Raw genomic sequence first — 14,981 nt, forward strand, 5'->3', positions numbered from 1 at the left:
GAAAAATTCCTAAATTTACCCCAAAACAAGCCGTTCACTTTCTTCAAAAGGACTCACCTTGAAAAAATTTCTTCTCGCACTCTCCATTTTGACAGTCGCCACTCTGTTCGGCTGCAAAGAGGCCAAAAACGAAGCCGCCAAGCCGACGAAAGTCACCGTCATGATTTACAGCGAATATATCGATCCGGATATGATTACCGATTTTGAAAAACAGACCGGTTACAAGCTGCAAATCGAACTCTACGAAGCGCAAGAAGAGATGATTAGCAAATTGCAGACCGTCGGCACCGCCCAATACGACGTCATCATCGCAAGCGATGTCGTTATCCAGCAGATGATCCACTTGGGGCTTATCGGCAAAATCGATATGGAAAAAATCCCGAACAAGACAAACATCGCCGACCAATTCAAAAATCCGAGCTACGACCCGACAAACGAATACACCGTTCCGTATCTGTGGGGAACGACCGGCATTCTCTATCGCGATTCCACCATCGACCCGATGAACGTCAGCTACAGCATGCTTTTCGACGCCAAGAACACCAAAGGCAATTTTAGTTTGCTCGAAGAGAGCCGTTCCATGCTCTCCATGGCTTTGCAGGCAAAGGGTTTCAATGCAAACAGCACAAGCAAGGACGAAATCAACCAGGCCGTCGAATATATTTTGCAGGCGAAAAAGGATCCGCACTTCCTCGGCTTTGACGGTTCCGTCGGCGGCAAGGACAAAGTGCTTTCCAAAATGGACTGGGCTGCCATCGTTTTCAACGGCGAAGCGATGGCAGCTATCGACGAGGATTCCACTCTCCAGTTCGCGATTCCCACGGAAGGATCCTTCATGTGGGTGGATGCCATGACTCTCAGCAGCAAGGCCCCCAATCCCGACGGCGCGTACAAATTCATGAACTACATTCTCGATGGAAAAATCGGCGCGCAGCTGGCCAAATACATCAACTACGCCACGCCGAACACCAAGGCACTCGAATTTTTGGACAAGGACTTTACCGAAAACCGCGTCATCAACCCAACAGCAGAAGAAATCAAGCGCATGGTCTTTCTGCAAGATCCGGGGGACGCCGCCCGCCTTTTCGATGAAGCATGGACCATCGTCAAAACCCGTTAAATATACTGCGATACGTTTATGCAAAAGAACTGCTTCGAACTTCTGAAAACATCCGCCAAATCGAAAGCCCGGTTGGGAAAAATCAAAACCGGCCACGGTGAAATCACGACGCCCATCTTTATGCCCGTCGGCACTCAGGCAAGCGTCAAAGGCCTCACTCCCCGCGATCTGGACGAAGCTCAAGCAGAAATCATTTTGGGAAACACCTACCATCTGTATTTGCGCCCGGGAACAGAACTCATCAAAAACGCTGGCGGGCTGCATCGCTTTATGCACTGGCACGGCCCGATTCTCACGGATAGCGGCGGATTTCAAGTGTGGAGTCTCAAGGATTTACGCAAAATCAAAAAGGACGGCATCGAATTTCGCAGCAATCTGGACGGTTCCAAGCATTTCTTTTCTCCCGAAAGCGTTATGAAGGCGGAGCGGGAAATCGGAGCCGATATCATTATGGCTCTCGACGAATGCACGCCCTACCCCAGCACGGAACAGGAAGCACTCAAGTCGCTGAACTACACCCTGCACTGGACGCGCCTCGCGAAAGAATACCTGGAAAAAAATCCCCCGCTCTTTGGCTACGACCAGAGTTTTTTCGGCATCATCCAAGGCGGAATGCACAAAGAACTCCGGGCAAAAGCGATTGCAGAAATCCAAAAAATCAACCCGGACGGTTATGCGCTCGGCGGACTTTCCGTGGGAGAGCCGACCGAAACCCTGTATGAAATCGCCGACTTCTGCACAAACCTGATGCCCGAAGACAAGCCCCGCTACGTCATGGGTGTGGGTACTCCCTGGAACCTGCTCGAACTGATTTTCCGCGGGGTGGACATGTGCGACTGCGTCATGCCCACGCGCAACGCCCGCAACGGCATGCTCTTTACCAGCGAAGGAGTTCTGCATTACAAAGCCGGTCGCTACGCCAAATCCCTCGACTTAGCACCCGACCCAAACTGCGATTGCTACTGCTGCAAAAACTTTAGCCGCGCCTATCTGCGCCACCTTTTTCATTCCGGCGAAATTCTCGCCATGACCCTGGCGAGCATCCACAACGTGCATTTCTATTTAAAGCTCATGCGCGACGCCAAAGCGCACATCCAAAGCGACACCTTCGAAGAATGGGGCAAGGAGCAGATTATCAAGCTCCAGCACGTCTGCGATTGATTCTATTCGACATCGGGAAGAGAGCGTCCGGCAATCCATTCCCGAATAGCCAAATCTTCCTGCTCCGCCAAAAGGCGTTTCTTGTCTTTCTTTTTGTAATCCTGCTTGTGCGGCAGCAGACCGAAATTGAAATTCATCGGCTGGAAATTTTCATTAGGACTCACCAGATGATGCAGCAGCGAACGGATGCAGCTTTCTTCCGGAAGTTCGTCCGTTTTATCGTGGAGCAGCGTATTCGCCATATTCCAAGCGGAATACCATCCCGTCGCAATCGCTTCCGTATAGCCTTCGGCCCCCGTAATCTGGCCCGCGAACCAAGTCGGCGGCAGGCCGTTTTCTTTTTCCACTTCGGGTTTTAATCGAAGCGTTTCATCCAAAAGTTTAGGGCTTTCAATAAAGGTATTGCGATGCATAGCTCCAAGACGAGCAAAGCGGGCATTCCGCAATGCGGGCACGAGAGTGAAAATTTCCTTCTGAGTTCCATAATGCAAGCGGGTCTGAAATCCGACCATATTGAAAAGCGTCTTTTCCTTGTTCTCCGCTCGCAGCTGGATTACCGCATACCACTTGTGTCCGTTATTGCCCAGCCCAAGTCCCACGGGCCGCATCGGTCCAAAGCGCAGCGTATTTTCTCCGCGACGCGCCATTTCCTCTATCGGAAGACAGCCTTCAAACAATTCCTTTTTTTCAAACGGACGAGGCTCCACCGATTCCGCTTCGCGAAGCCTTCTCACAAACTCATCGTAGGTTTCCTTGTCCAGCGGGCAGTTGATGAAATCCGCCGTTTCACCCTTTTCCCAGCGGTTCATGTAAAATGCGTGATCCATGTCGATGGAATCCGTTTCCACAACAGGAGCAATCGCATCAAAGAAGTGCAGGCGTTCACCGCCCAACCGCGCGAAAATATCGTCCGCCAAAGCATCGCTCGCCAAAGGACCCGCCGCCACAATCGTCGGCAAGTCGCCCGCAAGACTCGCCACTTCTTCCCGATGCAAGTGAATGCGAGAAGCCGAAGCTATCGCCCTTTCCACCGATTGGCTGAAAAGCTCCCGATTGACCGTCAGCGACTCCCCCGCCGGAACCCGGGCCTCGTCCGCCGATTTCAAAAGGAAACTCCCGAGCAGCCGCAATTCCCGCTTCAAGAGGCCGTGCGCCGACGTCGGCTCCATTCCCTTCAGGCTGTTCGAACAGACCAGCTGCGCCAAAGAACCGTCCCGATGGGCGGGCGTCATCCGATGCGGACGCATCTCGTAAAGATCCACGTCAAAACCGCGGCACGCCAGCTGCAACGCCGCTTCGCAACCGGCAAGACCGCCTCCGATTACACGCACTCGCATCAGCTGACCTTAATTGAACGAAAGCCTTGGATATTCCTGGACCAGACATCGGAAAGCGATGAAAGCATCTTGTCGGGCAAAACCGCCTGCGATGAATTTTCCAAAAATTCTTCCAGAATGTTTTCGCACTGCAATTCGCTGACCATGCCAAATTGTACGGCTTCCACCAGCTCGCTATGTACCGCCCCCGGAAAAATTCTCTCTTCAAATTCTTGCAGGGAGCGCGGCTGCATCCGAGACGGATTGTGACAAGCCAGATTTTCGATTGTCCAAAAACCGATGGCGTTTGCCTCTTCCGCAGAAACCGAAAAAGTCTTCAATTTATCGCAAAAGGATTTCCAATCCGAGGAATTGACCTTGCGAAGCCCCTTGCGGTAGGCCTTTTTCAAAAAGTCCAAAACCATAAGGTAGGTTTCGCAAGCACTTGTCCGTGTATTTTTCAAACTCATCGGAACCAAATCAATGACGGAAGTGGCGCATTCCGGTAAAGACCATCGCCATGCCGAAATCGTCCGCTGCGGCAATGGACAAGTCATCCTTCTTGGATCCGCCGGGTTGAACAATGTAGCGAACTCCGGCATCGTGAGCCGCTTCCACGTTATCCGGGAACGGGAAGAAGGCGTCGGAACCCATGACGACTTCGCCAAAAACCTTCCGTTCCAAAGCTTTAAGGCCAGCTTCATCGACCAGTTTTCCTTCGGCATCAAAGAAAGGCTTGGCGGCATCCATCCGGGCGACGTTGTCCCGGACACGCGGCTGGCAAAGGCGCAAATTGCTGTCAATGCGGTTCGGCTGTCCCGGTCCAAGTCCCAACACCTGAAAATAGCCGGGCTTGTATTCGTATCCCATGACAATCGCATTCGACTTGGTATGCTTGGTCACAAGCCATGTAAAGCGCGCGAGTTCTTCTTTATTTTTCGGGAATTGCGCCTTGGTGACGCATTCAAACTTTTCATAAGTGTCCACGTCGCGGTCCTGTACCAGCATGCCACCAATCACGTGCTTGTAAACCTTGCAGTGCTTTGCCTTTTCGATTTTGCCGACTTCCAGCAAACGGATGTCCTTCGACTTGTTTTTCAAAAATTCAAGAGCGTCCTCGTCAAAAGCCGGAGCCAAAAGAATTTCCACAAACTTGCCCTTCAGAAATTCTGCCGTCTTGAGGTCGATTTTGCGAGATGAAGCGATGACAGAACCAAAAGCCGAAACCGGATCCCCAGCCCAAGCCGCTTCCATCGCTTCCAGCAGGGTTTCGCCCGTCGCCAAGCCGCAGGGATTCATGTGCTTCACAATGACAATCGCATTGGAATCGCTAAACTCGCGAGCCATTTCCAGAGCCGCGTCGGCATCGACAATGTTATTGTAGGAAAGTTCTTTTCCATGGAGCTGCTTTGCCGTAGCAAGGCTTGCTTCATCACAAGTCGGATCCCGATAAAAAACAGCGGACTGGTGGGAATTTTCACCGTAGCGAAGCGGCTGCGGAGATACAAATTTCAAATTCAATTCTTCAGACATAAATACCTCTACTTGGTGTCCTAAATTTAGAAAACCGGCGGGGGTTTACCAATTCCATTTTCAAAAAAGAATACTCTCCAAGTCATTTAATAAAGAGGGTCGCCAAAAATTGACTGGAAGAAGGTGCTTCCCCACATTTTGAATTCTGCCGCTTATTTTTATCCCCGTCACGTGGAGGCAAAGTTGCACGCGCCATTGCGAGCGAGTGGTCTAAGTCATGGCAAAGAGCAAAGCGCATTCCATTTTCACCAGAAGCGGAACGTATTCCGTCACTCCGAGGAGCGTCTTGTCTGCCGACTGACCGTCCCTCCTTGCGATGCGAGCAACTCCCTAAGGCAATAAATTGCCAAGTTTCGTGGAAGCGTGACGGTCATTTGTCATTGCGAACCCTTTAGGGTGAAGCAATCTTCTTGCATGCGTTTGGATTGCTTCACTACGTTCGCAATGACGGGGGGGGATGTTCGCAATGATGAATGCAAATTCGGAACTCGCTATGACAGAAGCTACTTTGGAACTCACAATGGTCGCTGTTATTCAGGCCAATTGCCATTCTAGATTTTTGACGACTTGGGCGGAATATATAATCCACAAAAAAATCCCGAGCGAAACGCCCGGGATGAATTTCTAAAACTCGCCGCTATTCGGTAATGCGACGGAAGCCGCGGGTCTGCTTGTATTCGGTTCGACGATACGTGCCTTCCGAAAATTGCCAATCCTCGCCAACCTTGGTACAGTGCGGCTGCGGGAATTCAATCAGGGAAATCTGATAGATGTAAGCACCCGTTCCGAGCTTGCGTCCATTCTTAGAAACCGGATACATTTTGACGCTGGCGGCAATCGTACCCGTTCCCGGCGTTTGGTCATTGAACAGACGGCAACTCTTACTTCCATCTTCCACTTGAGTGTTCGTAATCGCATTGAACTGTGTTTTAGAAAGTTCCTGGTTATACTGGTTCACAAAATGGCCGAGATGGTCGAAGATTCGGACGTTCACGCGGAAAGCTTCATCGGTTATAAAGGAGAAGCTTACGCAGTTTTCCGTTCCGGCAGCATCGGTTCCGCAAAGAGCCGTCGCATTTGAAGAAGCGGCGCCTCCTGTTGTCGAATTAATGATTGAAGAACCAGGCACGGGTTTCCCATCACTACCAATCGAAGGAGCCTGCGTGTAATGCTTCAAAGAATCGGCAATCCAAGCAGCCTGATCTTCCGCATTCGCATAGCTCGGCGGCAAAACACTGACAACGATTTCACCGGTCTGCTTGTCACTCAATTCCCCGCTCGGGAGTCTGGAATCGTCAAACGGCGGACGGTCGATCGTCGTATCGGCGGGAACAATCGTCGTCGATTGCGACATCGTAACCGTTGTCACCGGACCCCAGTGATAAGTATCTACAGCTTTGCCCGTCTTCGAGAACACCTGCATCACCGAAGCGAAAATGCTATTGACGGGATCCACATCGTTGGCAGGATGGTTAAAGGCCAAAGAGTCGCCAAAAGCCGGATTACGCAAATCGGTGCAAAGGGCATCCTTACAGAGTTTTCCCTTGATTTCGTAGGAATAACCTTTGGCGGTTCTTTGAACATACTTGAAACCTGTAATCTGATAGGCCAAAGTATCCATTCCGCGCTTGGTCAAAATCGGGAAATACTGGCCATTCGCCGCATTGATCAAATTGACCGTTTCATCGGAAAGCTGCGAACTGACATAGATATAAGTGTCAAAGTTGCCTGCGTCGTTTTTGACGAGTTCCGCTTCGAGAATACGGGGCTGACCATAGGCAGAAGCAGCGACTTCGGCGAGGTTTGCACGGATGTAAAGGTTGGAGCCATCGGACTGGCGGTCCGCATAGAAGAAGTGCAGATGGTGCCAAGATCCGTCCGTCCAGCCGTCCGCGGCACAAGCACCCTTGCTCTGCTGAACAGCAGCCAACGGTTCACCCGCATTACAACCGTGATTATTCATCGCCAATTCCCGAATGTTCACAATGCCCGGAGTCGCCAGGTGGGTGCCGCCCAAATCCACGGCAAGCACGCCATCCACGAAAATCCACATATCATCGTCGCCGGCAAATTCAAAGATTTCCTGATTTAATTCGTCGGTATTGTTGGCTTTGTAATAGCGGAAATTCGCATAACCCATCATGGTGAAGTTGTAATTGCGCAAATGCTGAACGCCGATATTGCCTTTAGAAGCGGCAATAGTCATCGCCTGTTCCGCAGTCAAAGCGCGGGGACCTCCATAATTCAGCCAATCCAAGCAAAGAGCATAGGTATTCTGACCAAGGAAGTCGTCCTGCGTTGAAGCATATTGATAATTATACGGAGGGCAGAAAATCGAAAAGCTCTGCGGTCCAAACTGGTCCGTTCCTTCCACAGAACCCAGCCATTTTTGAGAAGCCGGATCGACAACATCCAGCGGGAAATAGCCGCCGTTGTTGTAGTTGTAGTCCAATTCCTTGTATTTGGGATCGTCGGCAGCAGTCGGAATATCCAATGTCAAGTTGGAACGTTTATTGATTCCGCCGACATCTTCAAACCACTGTTCAAAAAACGAGTTATCGCAAGCATCACCCAATTTACGGATATGCGCACCTTCCAGGTAAAGCGGATTGCCCTCTTCATCCATATCAAAAGTCAGATAAGGTTTAACCATACCTGGAGTATAGACCACGTTGTTTTCCCAATACATACCACCGGAACAGGTATTTTTTATAACGCCCTTAAACTGAGTGGCTGTATTCGATCCAAATCCGCGTTGATTCTTAACCCCCGGAATTGCCGAGTTACTGCACTGCCCATAGGTCAAAATGGCAGGAGAAGCAGTCTGCTTTTGCAGATAGGGTGGAAGCAGCGTGTTTGCAGTCCAAGGCAGGCCGTCTTTGCCCAGAGGAACACCGGCTTGATATTTAGCGAAAGATTCCTTGTTTCCGCAGCTATTATGATACGCGGCCCGATTGTACCAATCCGCATCGTAACCCGGCTTGTTGTAACCATAAATCGCGTCCATATGGTTTACGGCCTCTTCCGAGAAGTTTTCGAAGTCGGGGTGACTGGGTTGGAAGTCGCGGACAATCACGTCCAGCGTAATGGGTATTGAAGAGACCTGAGCAAAAGCCCCCGCAGAAAGAGCCGTGGCAAACATCAAAATTTTTTTCATCATGTACACAATCTCCACCAAAAAAGGGTGTAGGAATATATTCCCCCCAAATATAAAACTTTTCGCTTCAATCGATTCTTTCCGCAATCTTTTTTTTACGAATTTCCCTAAAAAGGCAAAAAAGAGTGACCAACAGCATTTAATAGCGCGGCTTCTTTCCAAGAATAATGATCTGTTTTTCTAAGATTACAGCACGATGACCGCCGCCATTATTTTTACTCTCCTCCTTGCCCTGCTTCTTTTTCGCGCCTTTGTCCTGCACCTGCGGGCAACCGATTTGGACAATCCCCGATTTCAGGCACTCCCCCGAGAATCGAGACTCGCCATTTTAAAAGAACGCATTTTAGAAAGCCCTTCCGAAAAAAATCTGAACAATCTGGGGGCATTCCTCTTGGCGGAAGGAATCCACGTGGACATGGAATCCTACCGTCCACTACTCGCCGAGCAGCTCCGCATCTCCAGGCAGGAAAACGCCATCGCTTTGGATAACGATTTATACATCCGAGAAGCCGAATGGATGGACAAAATCAGCCCGTTTGAGTTCGAAATCGCCCGAAAGCAAAAGGAAGACGGCAATATCGACGAATTTATCCGAACCTATCTGCAAGGGGTTTTGCGCTACTACTCCGACGAAAAAATCGAAGAAGCTTTGCAAAATCTGACGCCGGATTTTCCCCAAGCCGCCGAGATGCTCAACGCCTACCGCCAGTTGAAAGCCCTGCGCGACTCCAGCCCCGCCGACGAGACTTCCATCGAAAAGCTCGCCCAAGCGAAAAAGGAATGGATGGAATCGCTATTGCATTTTATTTCCGAAAGAAAAGAGCGAGCGAATTGAAGCGAGTCGTTGGGGGAGACTTCATCGCTTTCCAAGCAAAGCGGACAGGCCGGCTGCAATTTTCATTTTCAAATGTATATTGATAATCGCATTCAAAACACGAGGTTTTCATGTACGAAATTTTGCAAAAAGTCAACTCCCCCGCCGACGTTAAAAAATTAAACGCCTCTGAACTAGAACTTCTCGCCGCAGAAATTCGCGAAGCGCTTTTCAATCGGCTCACTCAAAAAGGCGGACATTTCGGTCCCAACTTCGGGACGGTCGAAGCGGAAATCGCCCTGCATTACGTTTTCCTTTCCCCTCAAGACAAAATCGTTTTTGACGTGTCGCACCAAAGCTATGCGCACAAAATCATCACCGGCAGAAAAAACGGCTATATCGACAGCGCCAAGCTGAATGAAAATTCCGGCTACACAAATCCCGACGAATCGGAACACGACTTTTTCAATGTCGGGCATACCTCCACTTCGATTTCCCTCGCTTCCGGTCTTGCCAAAGCCCGCGACCTCGCCCATGAAAAAGAAAACATTATCGCTTTTATCGGCGACGGTTCCCTTTCGGGCGGCGAAGCTCTGGAAGCCTTGAATTATGCGGGTTCCGAACTGCGTTCCAATTTTATCGTGATTGTGAACGACAACGAGATGTCCATTGCCGAAAATCACGGCGGCATCTATAAAAATCTGGAAGCCCTTCGCCTTTCCAACGGAAACGCCAACCCGAATTTTTTCAAAGCGCTCGGATTCGATTACCTTTATGAACCGAACGGCAACGACATCCAAAGCCTGATTCAAACCTTCCAAAAAGTGAAAGACATCGACCATCCTGTCGTCGTGCACATCCACACCCTCAAAGGAAAAGGCTACCCGTTCGCCGAAGAAAACAAGGAAGCCTGGCATTGGTGCGCGCCCTTTGACAGGGCCAGTGGCAAGCCGACAGTCGATTGGGGCGACGGAGAAAGTTATGAGTCCATCACTGCGAACTATCTGCTCGAAAAAGCCAAAAAAGACCCTAAACTTCTGGTGATTACGCCGGCAATGCCCGCTTCGGTCGGACTTTCTCCTGCGATTCGGCAAGCGCTCGGTTCCCAATACGCCGACGTCGGTATCGCCGAAGAACAGGCCATCGCGATGGCTTCGGGGGCGGCAAAACGCGGAGCAAAACCCGTCGTCGTGACCAATGCGACTTTTTTACAGCGGACTTACGATCAGATGGCACAGGACACAGCCATCAACAATAATCCCATCGCCGTCATTCTCAATTATTCCAGTTTCAACACGCTGACCGACGTGACGCATCTCGGCATTTACATCAACTCGATTTACGGCAACATTCCGAATGTCCGCGTGCTCGCACCGACCAATAAAGCGGAATATCTGTCCATGGTAGAATACGCCATCGAGCAGCAGGATCACCCGACCATCGTCTTGATTCCGGGAAACGGCGTGATAGAAGATTCCCGCGCAGCCGATTCGGATTACGCACAAGTTCGTTTTAAAACGGAACAGGCCGGGGAAAAAGTGGCGATCATCGCCCTCGGCGATTTTTTCCAGCGGGGCGAATCGCTTGCCAAAACCATTCAGGAAAAATTGCATTTCGTCCCGACGCTCATCAATCCGAGATTCGCTTCGGACATCGATACCCAGACGCTGGACAACCTCAAAAAGAACCATTCGCTAATCATCACGTTGGAAGACGGCATTATCGACGGCGGCTTTGGTTCCAAAGTGGCGACCTACCTTGCCGATTCTCCTCTTCGCGTCAAAGTTTACGGGCTCGAAAAGAAATTTTACGACCGTTACAATCCCGAAGAGCTTCTGCAATCGCTGGGAATCACATCGGAAGGCATCGCCGAATCCATCGCGGGAATATAACGGAAAAATCTTGAAAAAAGAAACGAAGCTTTGACAAAAGCTGTCTTGGAAAAATCCGGTTTGCATGGCAAAAGGGCGCAAGCTTTCTCCGTACAAGCTGATTTTCCAAGACAAAATTCGGCGGGAAGGCGCGCTGTATCTTGACAGGGAAACCCTTCTAATGTATATTTTGAAAAAATCCAAATTGAATGTTACGACAATGAATATCCATTAAGAAACCGATTTCCATTTTCAAGTCCTCTTTGAAAATCATCTTCGATAAATAAATCCGATTCCTCTAAATTTGAATTCGGGAGATTCCCTATATGCAACAAACTTTAGAAAACGCCATCCTTGTTGGCATTGTTACACCGAACATCCGGAAAAGCACTGCCGAAGAACACCTGTCCGAACTGGAACGCCTTGCCGAAACCGCAGGTGCCGTCGTCTGCCGCACATTTTTACAAAGAGTCCAAGCGTTCAACCCGGCGACCCTTATCGGCGAAGGAAAAGTACAGGAAATCCGAGCCGCGCTCGACGAAGAAAACGCCAAGCTGCTCGTTTTCGACGAAGATCTTTCCGGTTCGCAAGTACGCAATCTCGAAGAACGCCTTCCGGGAATCAAAGTTCTCGATCGAACGGGCATCATTCTCGCTATTTTTGCCAAGCATGCCGTGACGGCGGAAAGCCGCCTGATGGTGGAAGTCGCTCAGCTCCAGTACCTGGTTCCGCGACTTTCTCACGCCTGGACGCACCTTTCCCGACAAGCGGGCGGAAAGGGCATCGGCATGAACGGCCCCGGCGAAACGCAGCTTGAAACCGACCGTCGGATTATCCGCAAAAAAATTCAGGAGCTCAAAAAGAAACTGGAAAAAATCGAAAGTGCCCGAGAACGTCAAGCGGAACGCCGCAAAGGCATTTTTCAAGTCGGCATCGTCGGCTACACCAATGCGGGCAAAAGCACTCTGACCAATCGCCTGACCAGCAGCTCCGTCTATGTGAAAGACCAGCTTTTCGCGACCCTCGACAACACCATGCGAAAACTCTACGTCGGCGACGGAAAATTCATTTTGCTATCCGATACGGTGGGATTCATCCGCAAATTGCCGCCCCATCTTTTGGACACTTTCAAAAGCACGCTCAGCGCAGCGAGCAATGCGAACTGCATTTTAAATGTCGTCGATGCGACTGCAAACGATTATGAAGAGCATCTGGAAATTACCCACCGGATTTTACAGGAACTCGTGGATGAAAAAGTGCCTCGCATCATCGCTTTCAACAAGGCGGAAGCCGCTTCGGAGGAACGGCGAAAGGAACTTCTTGCGCACTATCCCGAAGCTCTGCAAATCAGTGCGAAAGAAAACATCGGCATGGAAGCACTTAAGCAAAAACTGATTTCCGCCATGCAGGATTGGGAAAAAAATCAGCGCATCGGATTGTAATTGTTCATCATCACCATCGCGAGCGCCACGCAAAGCATGACCGAGACGCCAACAATCACCTGCTCCCGGTGATTGTATTCTCGGATGACATATTGCGGTTCCTTTTCTTCTTGCAATTCCTGCCGTGTCGGCTTCACCTGGATCTTGGTGGAATCCACACCGTAAACCTCGGCGATTTCTTCGTCCGTCATGTTCAGCGTATTGATGTAAGTGGAATCGAACGAATCCGCGGCGGGAGCCGCAACAGCGAAAAGCAGTAGCAGAACCAACACAAAAGCCCCTCCGAAAGAGGGAACTCGGAAAGGGCTTTTCGAAATTTTCTGCGGCAAAAGAAACTATTCCTGCGCAAGCTTGTCGAGAATCTGGTTTACAATCTTCGGGTTTGCTTTGCCGCCGGAACTTTTCATGACCTGACCGACAAAAAATCCCTTGAGAGCGACCTTGCCCGCCTTAAATTCGGCGAACTGGGCGGCGTTCTTTTCCACGACTTCGCGCACCGTTTTTTCGATGGCACCCGTGTCCGTAATCTGCACCAGACCTTTTTCCTTGACGATCACCTCCGGATCTTTTCCCGACGCAAACATTTCGGCAAAGACTTGCTTGGCAATTTTTCCGTTGATGGTCCCGTCTTCGATCAAGTTCACCAGAGCGGAAAGCTGTTCGGGCCGGACCTTGACCGCATCAAAGCCACCTTCCAGCTCCTTCACTTCGCAAAGCAGTTCCGTAATGACCCAGTTCGCGAGCATCTTCGGATTCTTGCAAGTCTTCGCCGCCGAATCGAACCAGTTGCTGACGTGGATTTCATCCGTCAAAACCTGAGCGTCATATTCCGTCAATTTGTATTCCTGCAAGAAGCGCGCAAAACGGGCGTCCGGCAATTCCGGAAGAGTCCGACGGATTTCTTCGACCACCGACGGATCCGTTACCAGGCGCACCATGTCCGGTTCGGGGAAATACTTGTAGTCCGGCGCATCTTCCTTGGAACGGATGACAATGGTCTTGTCCGCATTCGGATCGTAGCGTTTGGTGCTCTGCTGCACTTCCCGACCGGCGTCAAGAGTGACCGTCTGCAAAAGCAATTCGGCGGTCAGCGCCTTTTCCAAGTTCGTAAAGCTGTTCAGGTTCTTGATTTCGGCGCGGGTCCCATAGGGCGCATCTTCGCTCGGGCGAATCGAAATGTTGCCGTCGCAGCGGATGTTGCCGTTTTCCATATTCGCATGGGAAACTCCCGTGTATTCCAGAATCTGCTTGATTTTTTTGAACGTGAGAACGGCTTCTTCCGGGCTGCGAATATCGGGTTCCGTCACGATTTCACAAAGAGGAGTTCCGCAACGGTTGGCGTCAAAGTGGCTGCCCGTGGGACTCATGTCGTGAACCAGCTTTCCCGCATCTTCTTCCATGTGGATACGCGTGATGCCAATGCGACGAACAACGCCATCCGAACGCTTGATTTCCAGCCAGCCCTTGCTGCAAATCGGATGGTCGTAAATGGGAAGTCCACCGGTCTGGGTTATCTGGTAGCCTTTCGGCAAATCCGGGTAAAAGTAGTTCTTGCGGGTCCACATCGCATTCAAATCGATTTCGCAGTGCAGAGCGAGGCCCAGGCGAATGGCAAATTCCACAGCCTTCTTGTTGGGAACCGGCATCGCCCCGGGAAATCCCAGGCAGACAGGGCAAACGTGCTTATTCGGGCTCGTATTGACTTCGATTTCGCAACCGCAGAACATTTTCGTTTTGGTGGCCAGCTGGCAATGGATTTCAAGACCGATGACAGGATAATACTTAGACATGATAACTCCGAACAAGTTTTCCTTCTTTCGCCGGGCCAAACTTTCGCCGCCTTCGGAAAGCGGAATTGGCAAAGACTAATCCAGAACTTTCCTCTTGGGAACGCAAGCGCCCGTTTTTTGCAAATATAAAATTTTGCAATCCGAGCGTCTTGTCCGAAGCCGGGTTTTCCGCATTCCTTTCTTTGCTTGTGGCCAGAAACCGCGTGAGGCATGCGGAGGGTGGCGCGGAACCAGCTGTAGGAATTTTTCCGCGCCAGTGCGTAGCACCGACTGGAAGGTAGCCCGCAGCTCGCCGACAGCCACGGCTGGCACGCCCTAAAGCAGTTCTTCCAAAGTCAAGACGTTCAGCCCATCGACTTCTTTCCAGGCGGCATTTTCCGTCAGCACGAGGTCTGCGCCCGAAACGAAAGCCGTCGAAAGCTGCAAGGAATCTTCAAAAGAGAGTTTGTACTTCACCCGGTATTCGGCAGAGAGGAGCGCGATTTCCGCATCCGTTTCCCGCAGCCGGAACTGTGCGCTGTTCGTGAAGAATTCCTTCAATTCCCGGGCCAGCACAGCAAGACCTTTCTCGTAAGCACGGGCGGAAAGATTCGCCAACGAAATGGGAGAGGAGACCATCTGGATCTGGCGTTCATAGACGATGTCGAGAATCCGAAGCATCACCGGATAATAGTCCGACCGAAATTCCAGCAACCGCCGAATCGGTTTTTCGTCTAAAAAAAGAATTCTGGATTTTTCGACTCGAATCATGGGGACAAATTAAAAATTCCGCGAGAA

Annotated in this window: 14 protein-coding genes; 7 read left to right on the forward strand and 7 right to left on the reverse strand. The window is 50.6% G+C overall.

Translation table 11 applies throughout. From position 1 onward, the window contains the following. Nucleotides 1-58 precede the first annotated feature (58 nt). Complete coding sequence (locus BGX14_RS01475; RefSeq protein WP_073305750.1) at nt 59-1,120, forward strand: spermidine/putrescine ABC transporter substrate-binding protein; 1,062 nt, start codon at nt 59-61, stop codon at nt 1,118-1,120. Nucleotides 1,121-1,138: 18 nt separating this feature from the next. Beyond that, on the forward strand, nt 1,139-2,281 hold the full coding sequence (gene tgt / locus BGX14_RS01480) for a tRNA guanosine(34) transglycosylase Tgt (RefSeq protein WP_073305752.1): 1,143 nt from the start codon (nt 1,139-1,141) through the stop codon (nt 2,279-2,281). 2 nt (nt 2,282-2,283) lie between these two features. Here the strand turns inward: tgt and trmFO are convergent, their stop codons facing one another. The 3 genes from trmFO to BGX14_RS01495 are packed head-to-tail and all read right to left on the reverse strand — an operon-like array spanning nt 2,284 to nt 5,130. Then, nucleotides 2,284-3,618 carry a methylenetetrahydrofolate--tRNA-(uracil(54)-C(5))-methyltransferase (FADH(2)-oxidizing) TrmFO gene (gene trmFO, locus BGX14_RS01485; protein WP_073305754.1) on the reverse strand — a complete coding sequence of 445 codons (1,335 nt, stop codon included), beginning with the start codon at nt 3,616-3,618 and terminating at the stop codon, nt 2,284-2,286. After that, a complete protein-coding gene (locus BGX14_RS01490) occupies nt 3,618-4,067 on the reverse strand; it encodes a hypothetical protein (protein WP_143159474.1) in 450 nt (149 codons plus the stop codon). The genes trmFO and BGX14_RS01490 overlap by 1 nt, the downstream gene beginning before the upstream one ends. 10 nt (nt 4,068-4,077) lie before the next feature. Further along, nucleotides 4,078-5,130 (reverse strand): IMP cyclohydrolase, encoded by a 1,053-nt coding sequence (locus tag BGX14_RS01495; protein WP_095878859.1) that lies wholly within the window; start codon nt 5,128-5,130, stop codon nt 4,078-4,080. Nucleotides 5,131-5,596: 466 nt separating this feature from the next. On the opposite strand from BGX14_RS01495, the gene BGX14_RS15440 reads away from it, so the two are divergent. After that, entirely contained in the window at nt 5,597-5,758 is a 162-nt protein-coding gene (locus BGX14_RS15440) for a hypothetical protein (RefSeq protein ID WP_158223192.1), read from the forward strand. A gap of 9 nt (nt 5,759-5,767) precedes the next feature. On the opposite strand, the gene BGX14_RS01500 is transcribed toward BGX14_RS15440, so the two are convergent. Then, on the reverse strand, nt 5,768-8,290 hold the full coding sequence (locus tag BGX14_RS01500) for a fibro-slime domain-containing protein (protein WP_095878860.1): 2,523 nt from the start codon (nt 8,288-8,290) through the stop codon (nt 5,768-5,770). A 193-nt stretch (nt 8,291-8,483) separates the two neighbouring features. Here BGX14_RS01500 and BGX14_RS01510 point away from each other — a divergent pair, with 193 nt between their 5' ends. From BGX14_RS01510 to hflX, 4 genes are all read left to right on the forward strand, one after another. Continuing rightward, complete coding sequence (locus tag BGX14_RS01510; protein ID WP_095878862.1) at nt 8,484-9,122, forward strand: hypothetical protein; 639 nt, start codon at nt 8,484-8,486, stop codon at nt 9,120-9,122. Nucleotides 9,123-9,232: 110 nt separating this feature from the next. Then, nucleotides 9,233-10,993 (forward strand): 1-deoxy-D-xylulose-5-phosphate synthase, encoded by a 1,761-nt coding sequence (locus tag BGX14_RS01515; protein WP_095878863.1) that lies wholly within the window; start codon nt 9,233-9,235, stop codon nt 10,991-10,993. A 64-nt stretch (nt 10,994-11,057) separates the two neighbouring features. Continuing rightward, nucleotides 11,058-11,207 carry a hypothetical protein gene (locus tag BGX14_RS15445; protein WP_158223193.1) on the forward strand — a complete coding sequence of 50 codons (150 nt, stop codon included), beginning with the start codon at nt 11,058-11,060 and terminating at the stop codon, nt 11,205-11,207. Nucleotides 11,208-11,298: 91 nt separating this feature from the next. Further along, on the forward strand, nt 11,299-12,414 hold the full coding sequence (gene hflX, locus BGX14_RS01520; RefSeq protein ID WP_073305839.1) for a GTPase HflX: 1,116 nt from the start codon (nt 11,299-11,301) through the stop codon (nt 12,412-12,414). Here hflX and BGX14_RS01525 read toward each other — a convergent pair. The 3 genes from BGX14_RS01525 to BGX14_RS01540 form a co-directional block, all read right to left on the reverse strand. After that, nucleotides 12,396-12,686, reverse strand: a complete 291-nt coding sequence (locus BGX14_RS01525) for a hypothetical protein (protein ID WP_143159479.1) — start codon at nt 12,684-12,686, stop codon at nt 12,396-12,398. The two genes, hflX and BGX14_RS01525, sit on opposite strands and share 19 nt — an antisense overlap. A 63-nt stretch (nt 12,687-12,749) precedes the next feature. Further along, nucleotides 12,750-14,204, reverse strand: a complete 1,455-nt coding sequence (gatB, locus tag BGX14_RS01530) for an Asp-tRNA(Asn)/Glu-tRNA(Gln) amidotransferase subunit GatB (protein WP_095878864.1) — start codon at nt 14,202-14,204, stop codon at nt 12,750-12,752. A gap of 315 nt (nt 14,205-14,519) precedes the next feature. Further along, a complete protein-coding gene (locus BGX14_RS01540) occupies nt 14,520-14,954 on the reverse strand; it encodes a PIN domain-containing protein (protein WP_073305837.1) in 435 nt (144 codons plus the stop codon). Between the last annotated feature and the right edge of the window lie 27 nt (nt 14,955-14,981).

This window comes from Fibrobacter sp. UWS1 (assembly GCF_002300445.1).
Taxonomy (GTDB): Bacteria; Fibrobacterota; Fibrobacteria; order Fibrobacterales; family Fibrobacteraceae; genus Hallerella; species Hallerella intestinalis.

What these genes read in the sequence shown, in the direction of transcription:
- tgt (WP_073305752.1), top strand. Translation starts at nt 1,139, where the DNA reads ATGCAAAAGAACTGCTTCGAACTTCTGAAAACATCCGCCAAATCGAAA.
- trmFO (WP_073305754.1), bottom strand. Translation starts at nt 3,618, where the DNA reads ATGCGAGTGCGTGTAATCGGAGGCGGTCTTGCCGGTTGCGAAGCGGCG.
- BGX14_RS01490 (WP_143159474.1), bottom strand. Translation starts at nt 4,067, where the DNA reads ATGAGTTTGAAAAATACACGGACAAGTGCTTGCGAAACCTACCTTATG.
- BGX14_RS01495 (WP_095878859.1), bottom strand. Translation starts at nt 5,130, where the DNA reads ATGTCTGAAGAATTGAATTTGAAATTTGTATCTCCGCAGCCGCTTCGC.
- BGX14_RS15440 (WP_158223192.1), top strand. Translation starts at nt 5,597, where the DNA reads ATGATGAATGCAAATTCGGAACTCGCTATGACAGAAGCTACTTTGGAA.
- BGX14_RS01500 (WP_095878860.1), bottom strand. Translation starts at nt 8,290, where the DNA reads ATGATGAAAAAAATTTTGATGTTTGCCACGGCTCTTTCTGCGGGGGCT.
- BGX14_RS01510 (WP_095878862.1), top strand. Translation starts at nt 8,484, where the DNA reads ATGACCGCCGCCATTATTTTTACTCTCCTCCTTGCCCTGCTTCTTTTT.
- BGX14_RS01515 (WP_095878863.1), top strand. Translation starts at nt 9,233, where the DNA reads ATGTACGAAATTTTGCAAAAAGTCAACTCCCCCGCCGACGTTAAAAAA.
- BGX14_RS15445 (WP_158223193.1), top strand. Translation starts at nt 11,058, where the DNA reads ATGGCAAAAGGGCGCAAGCTTTCTCCGTACAAGCTGATTTTCCAAGAC.
- hflX (WP_073305839.1), top strand. Translation starts at nt 11,299, where the DNA reads ATGCAACAAACTTTAGAAAACGCCATCCTTGTTGGCATTGTTACACCG.
- gatB (WP_095878864.1), bottom strand. Translation starts at nt 14,204, where the DNA reads ATGTCTAAGTATTATCCTGTCATCGGTCTTGAAATCCATTGCCAGCTG.
- BGX14_RS01540 (WP_073305837.1), bottom strand. Translation starts at nt 14,954, where the DNA reads ATGATTCGAGTCGAAAAATCCAGAATTCTTTTTTTAGACGAAAAACCG.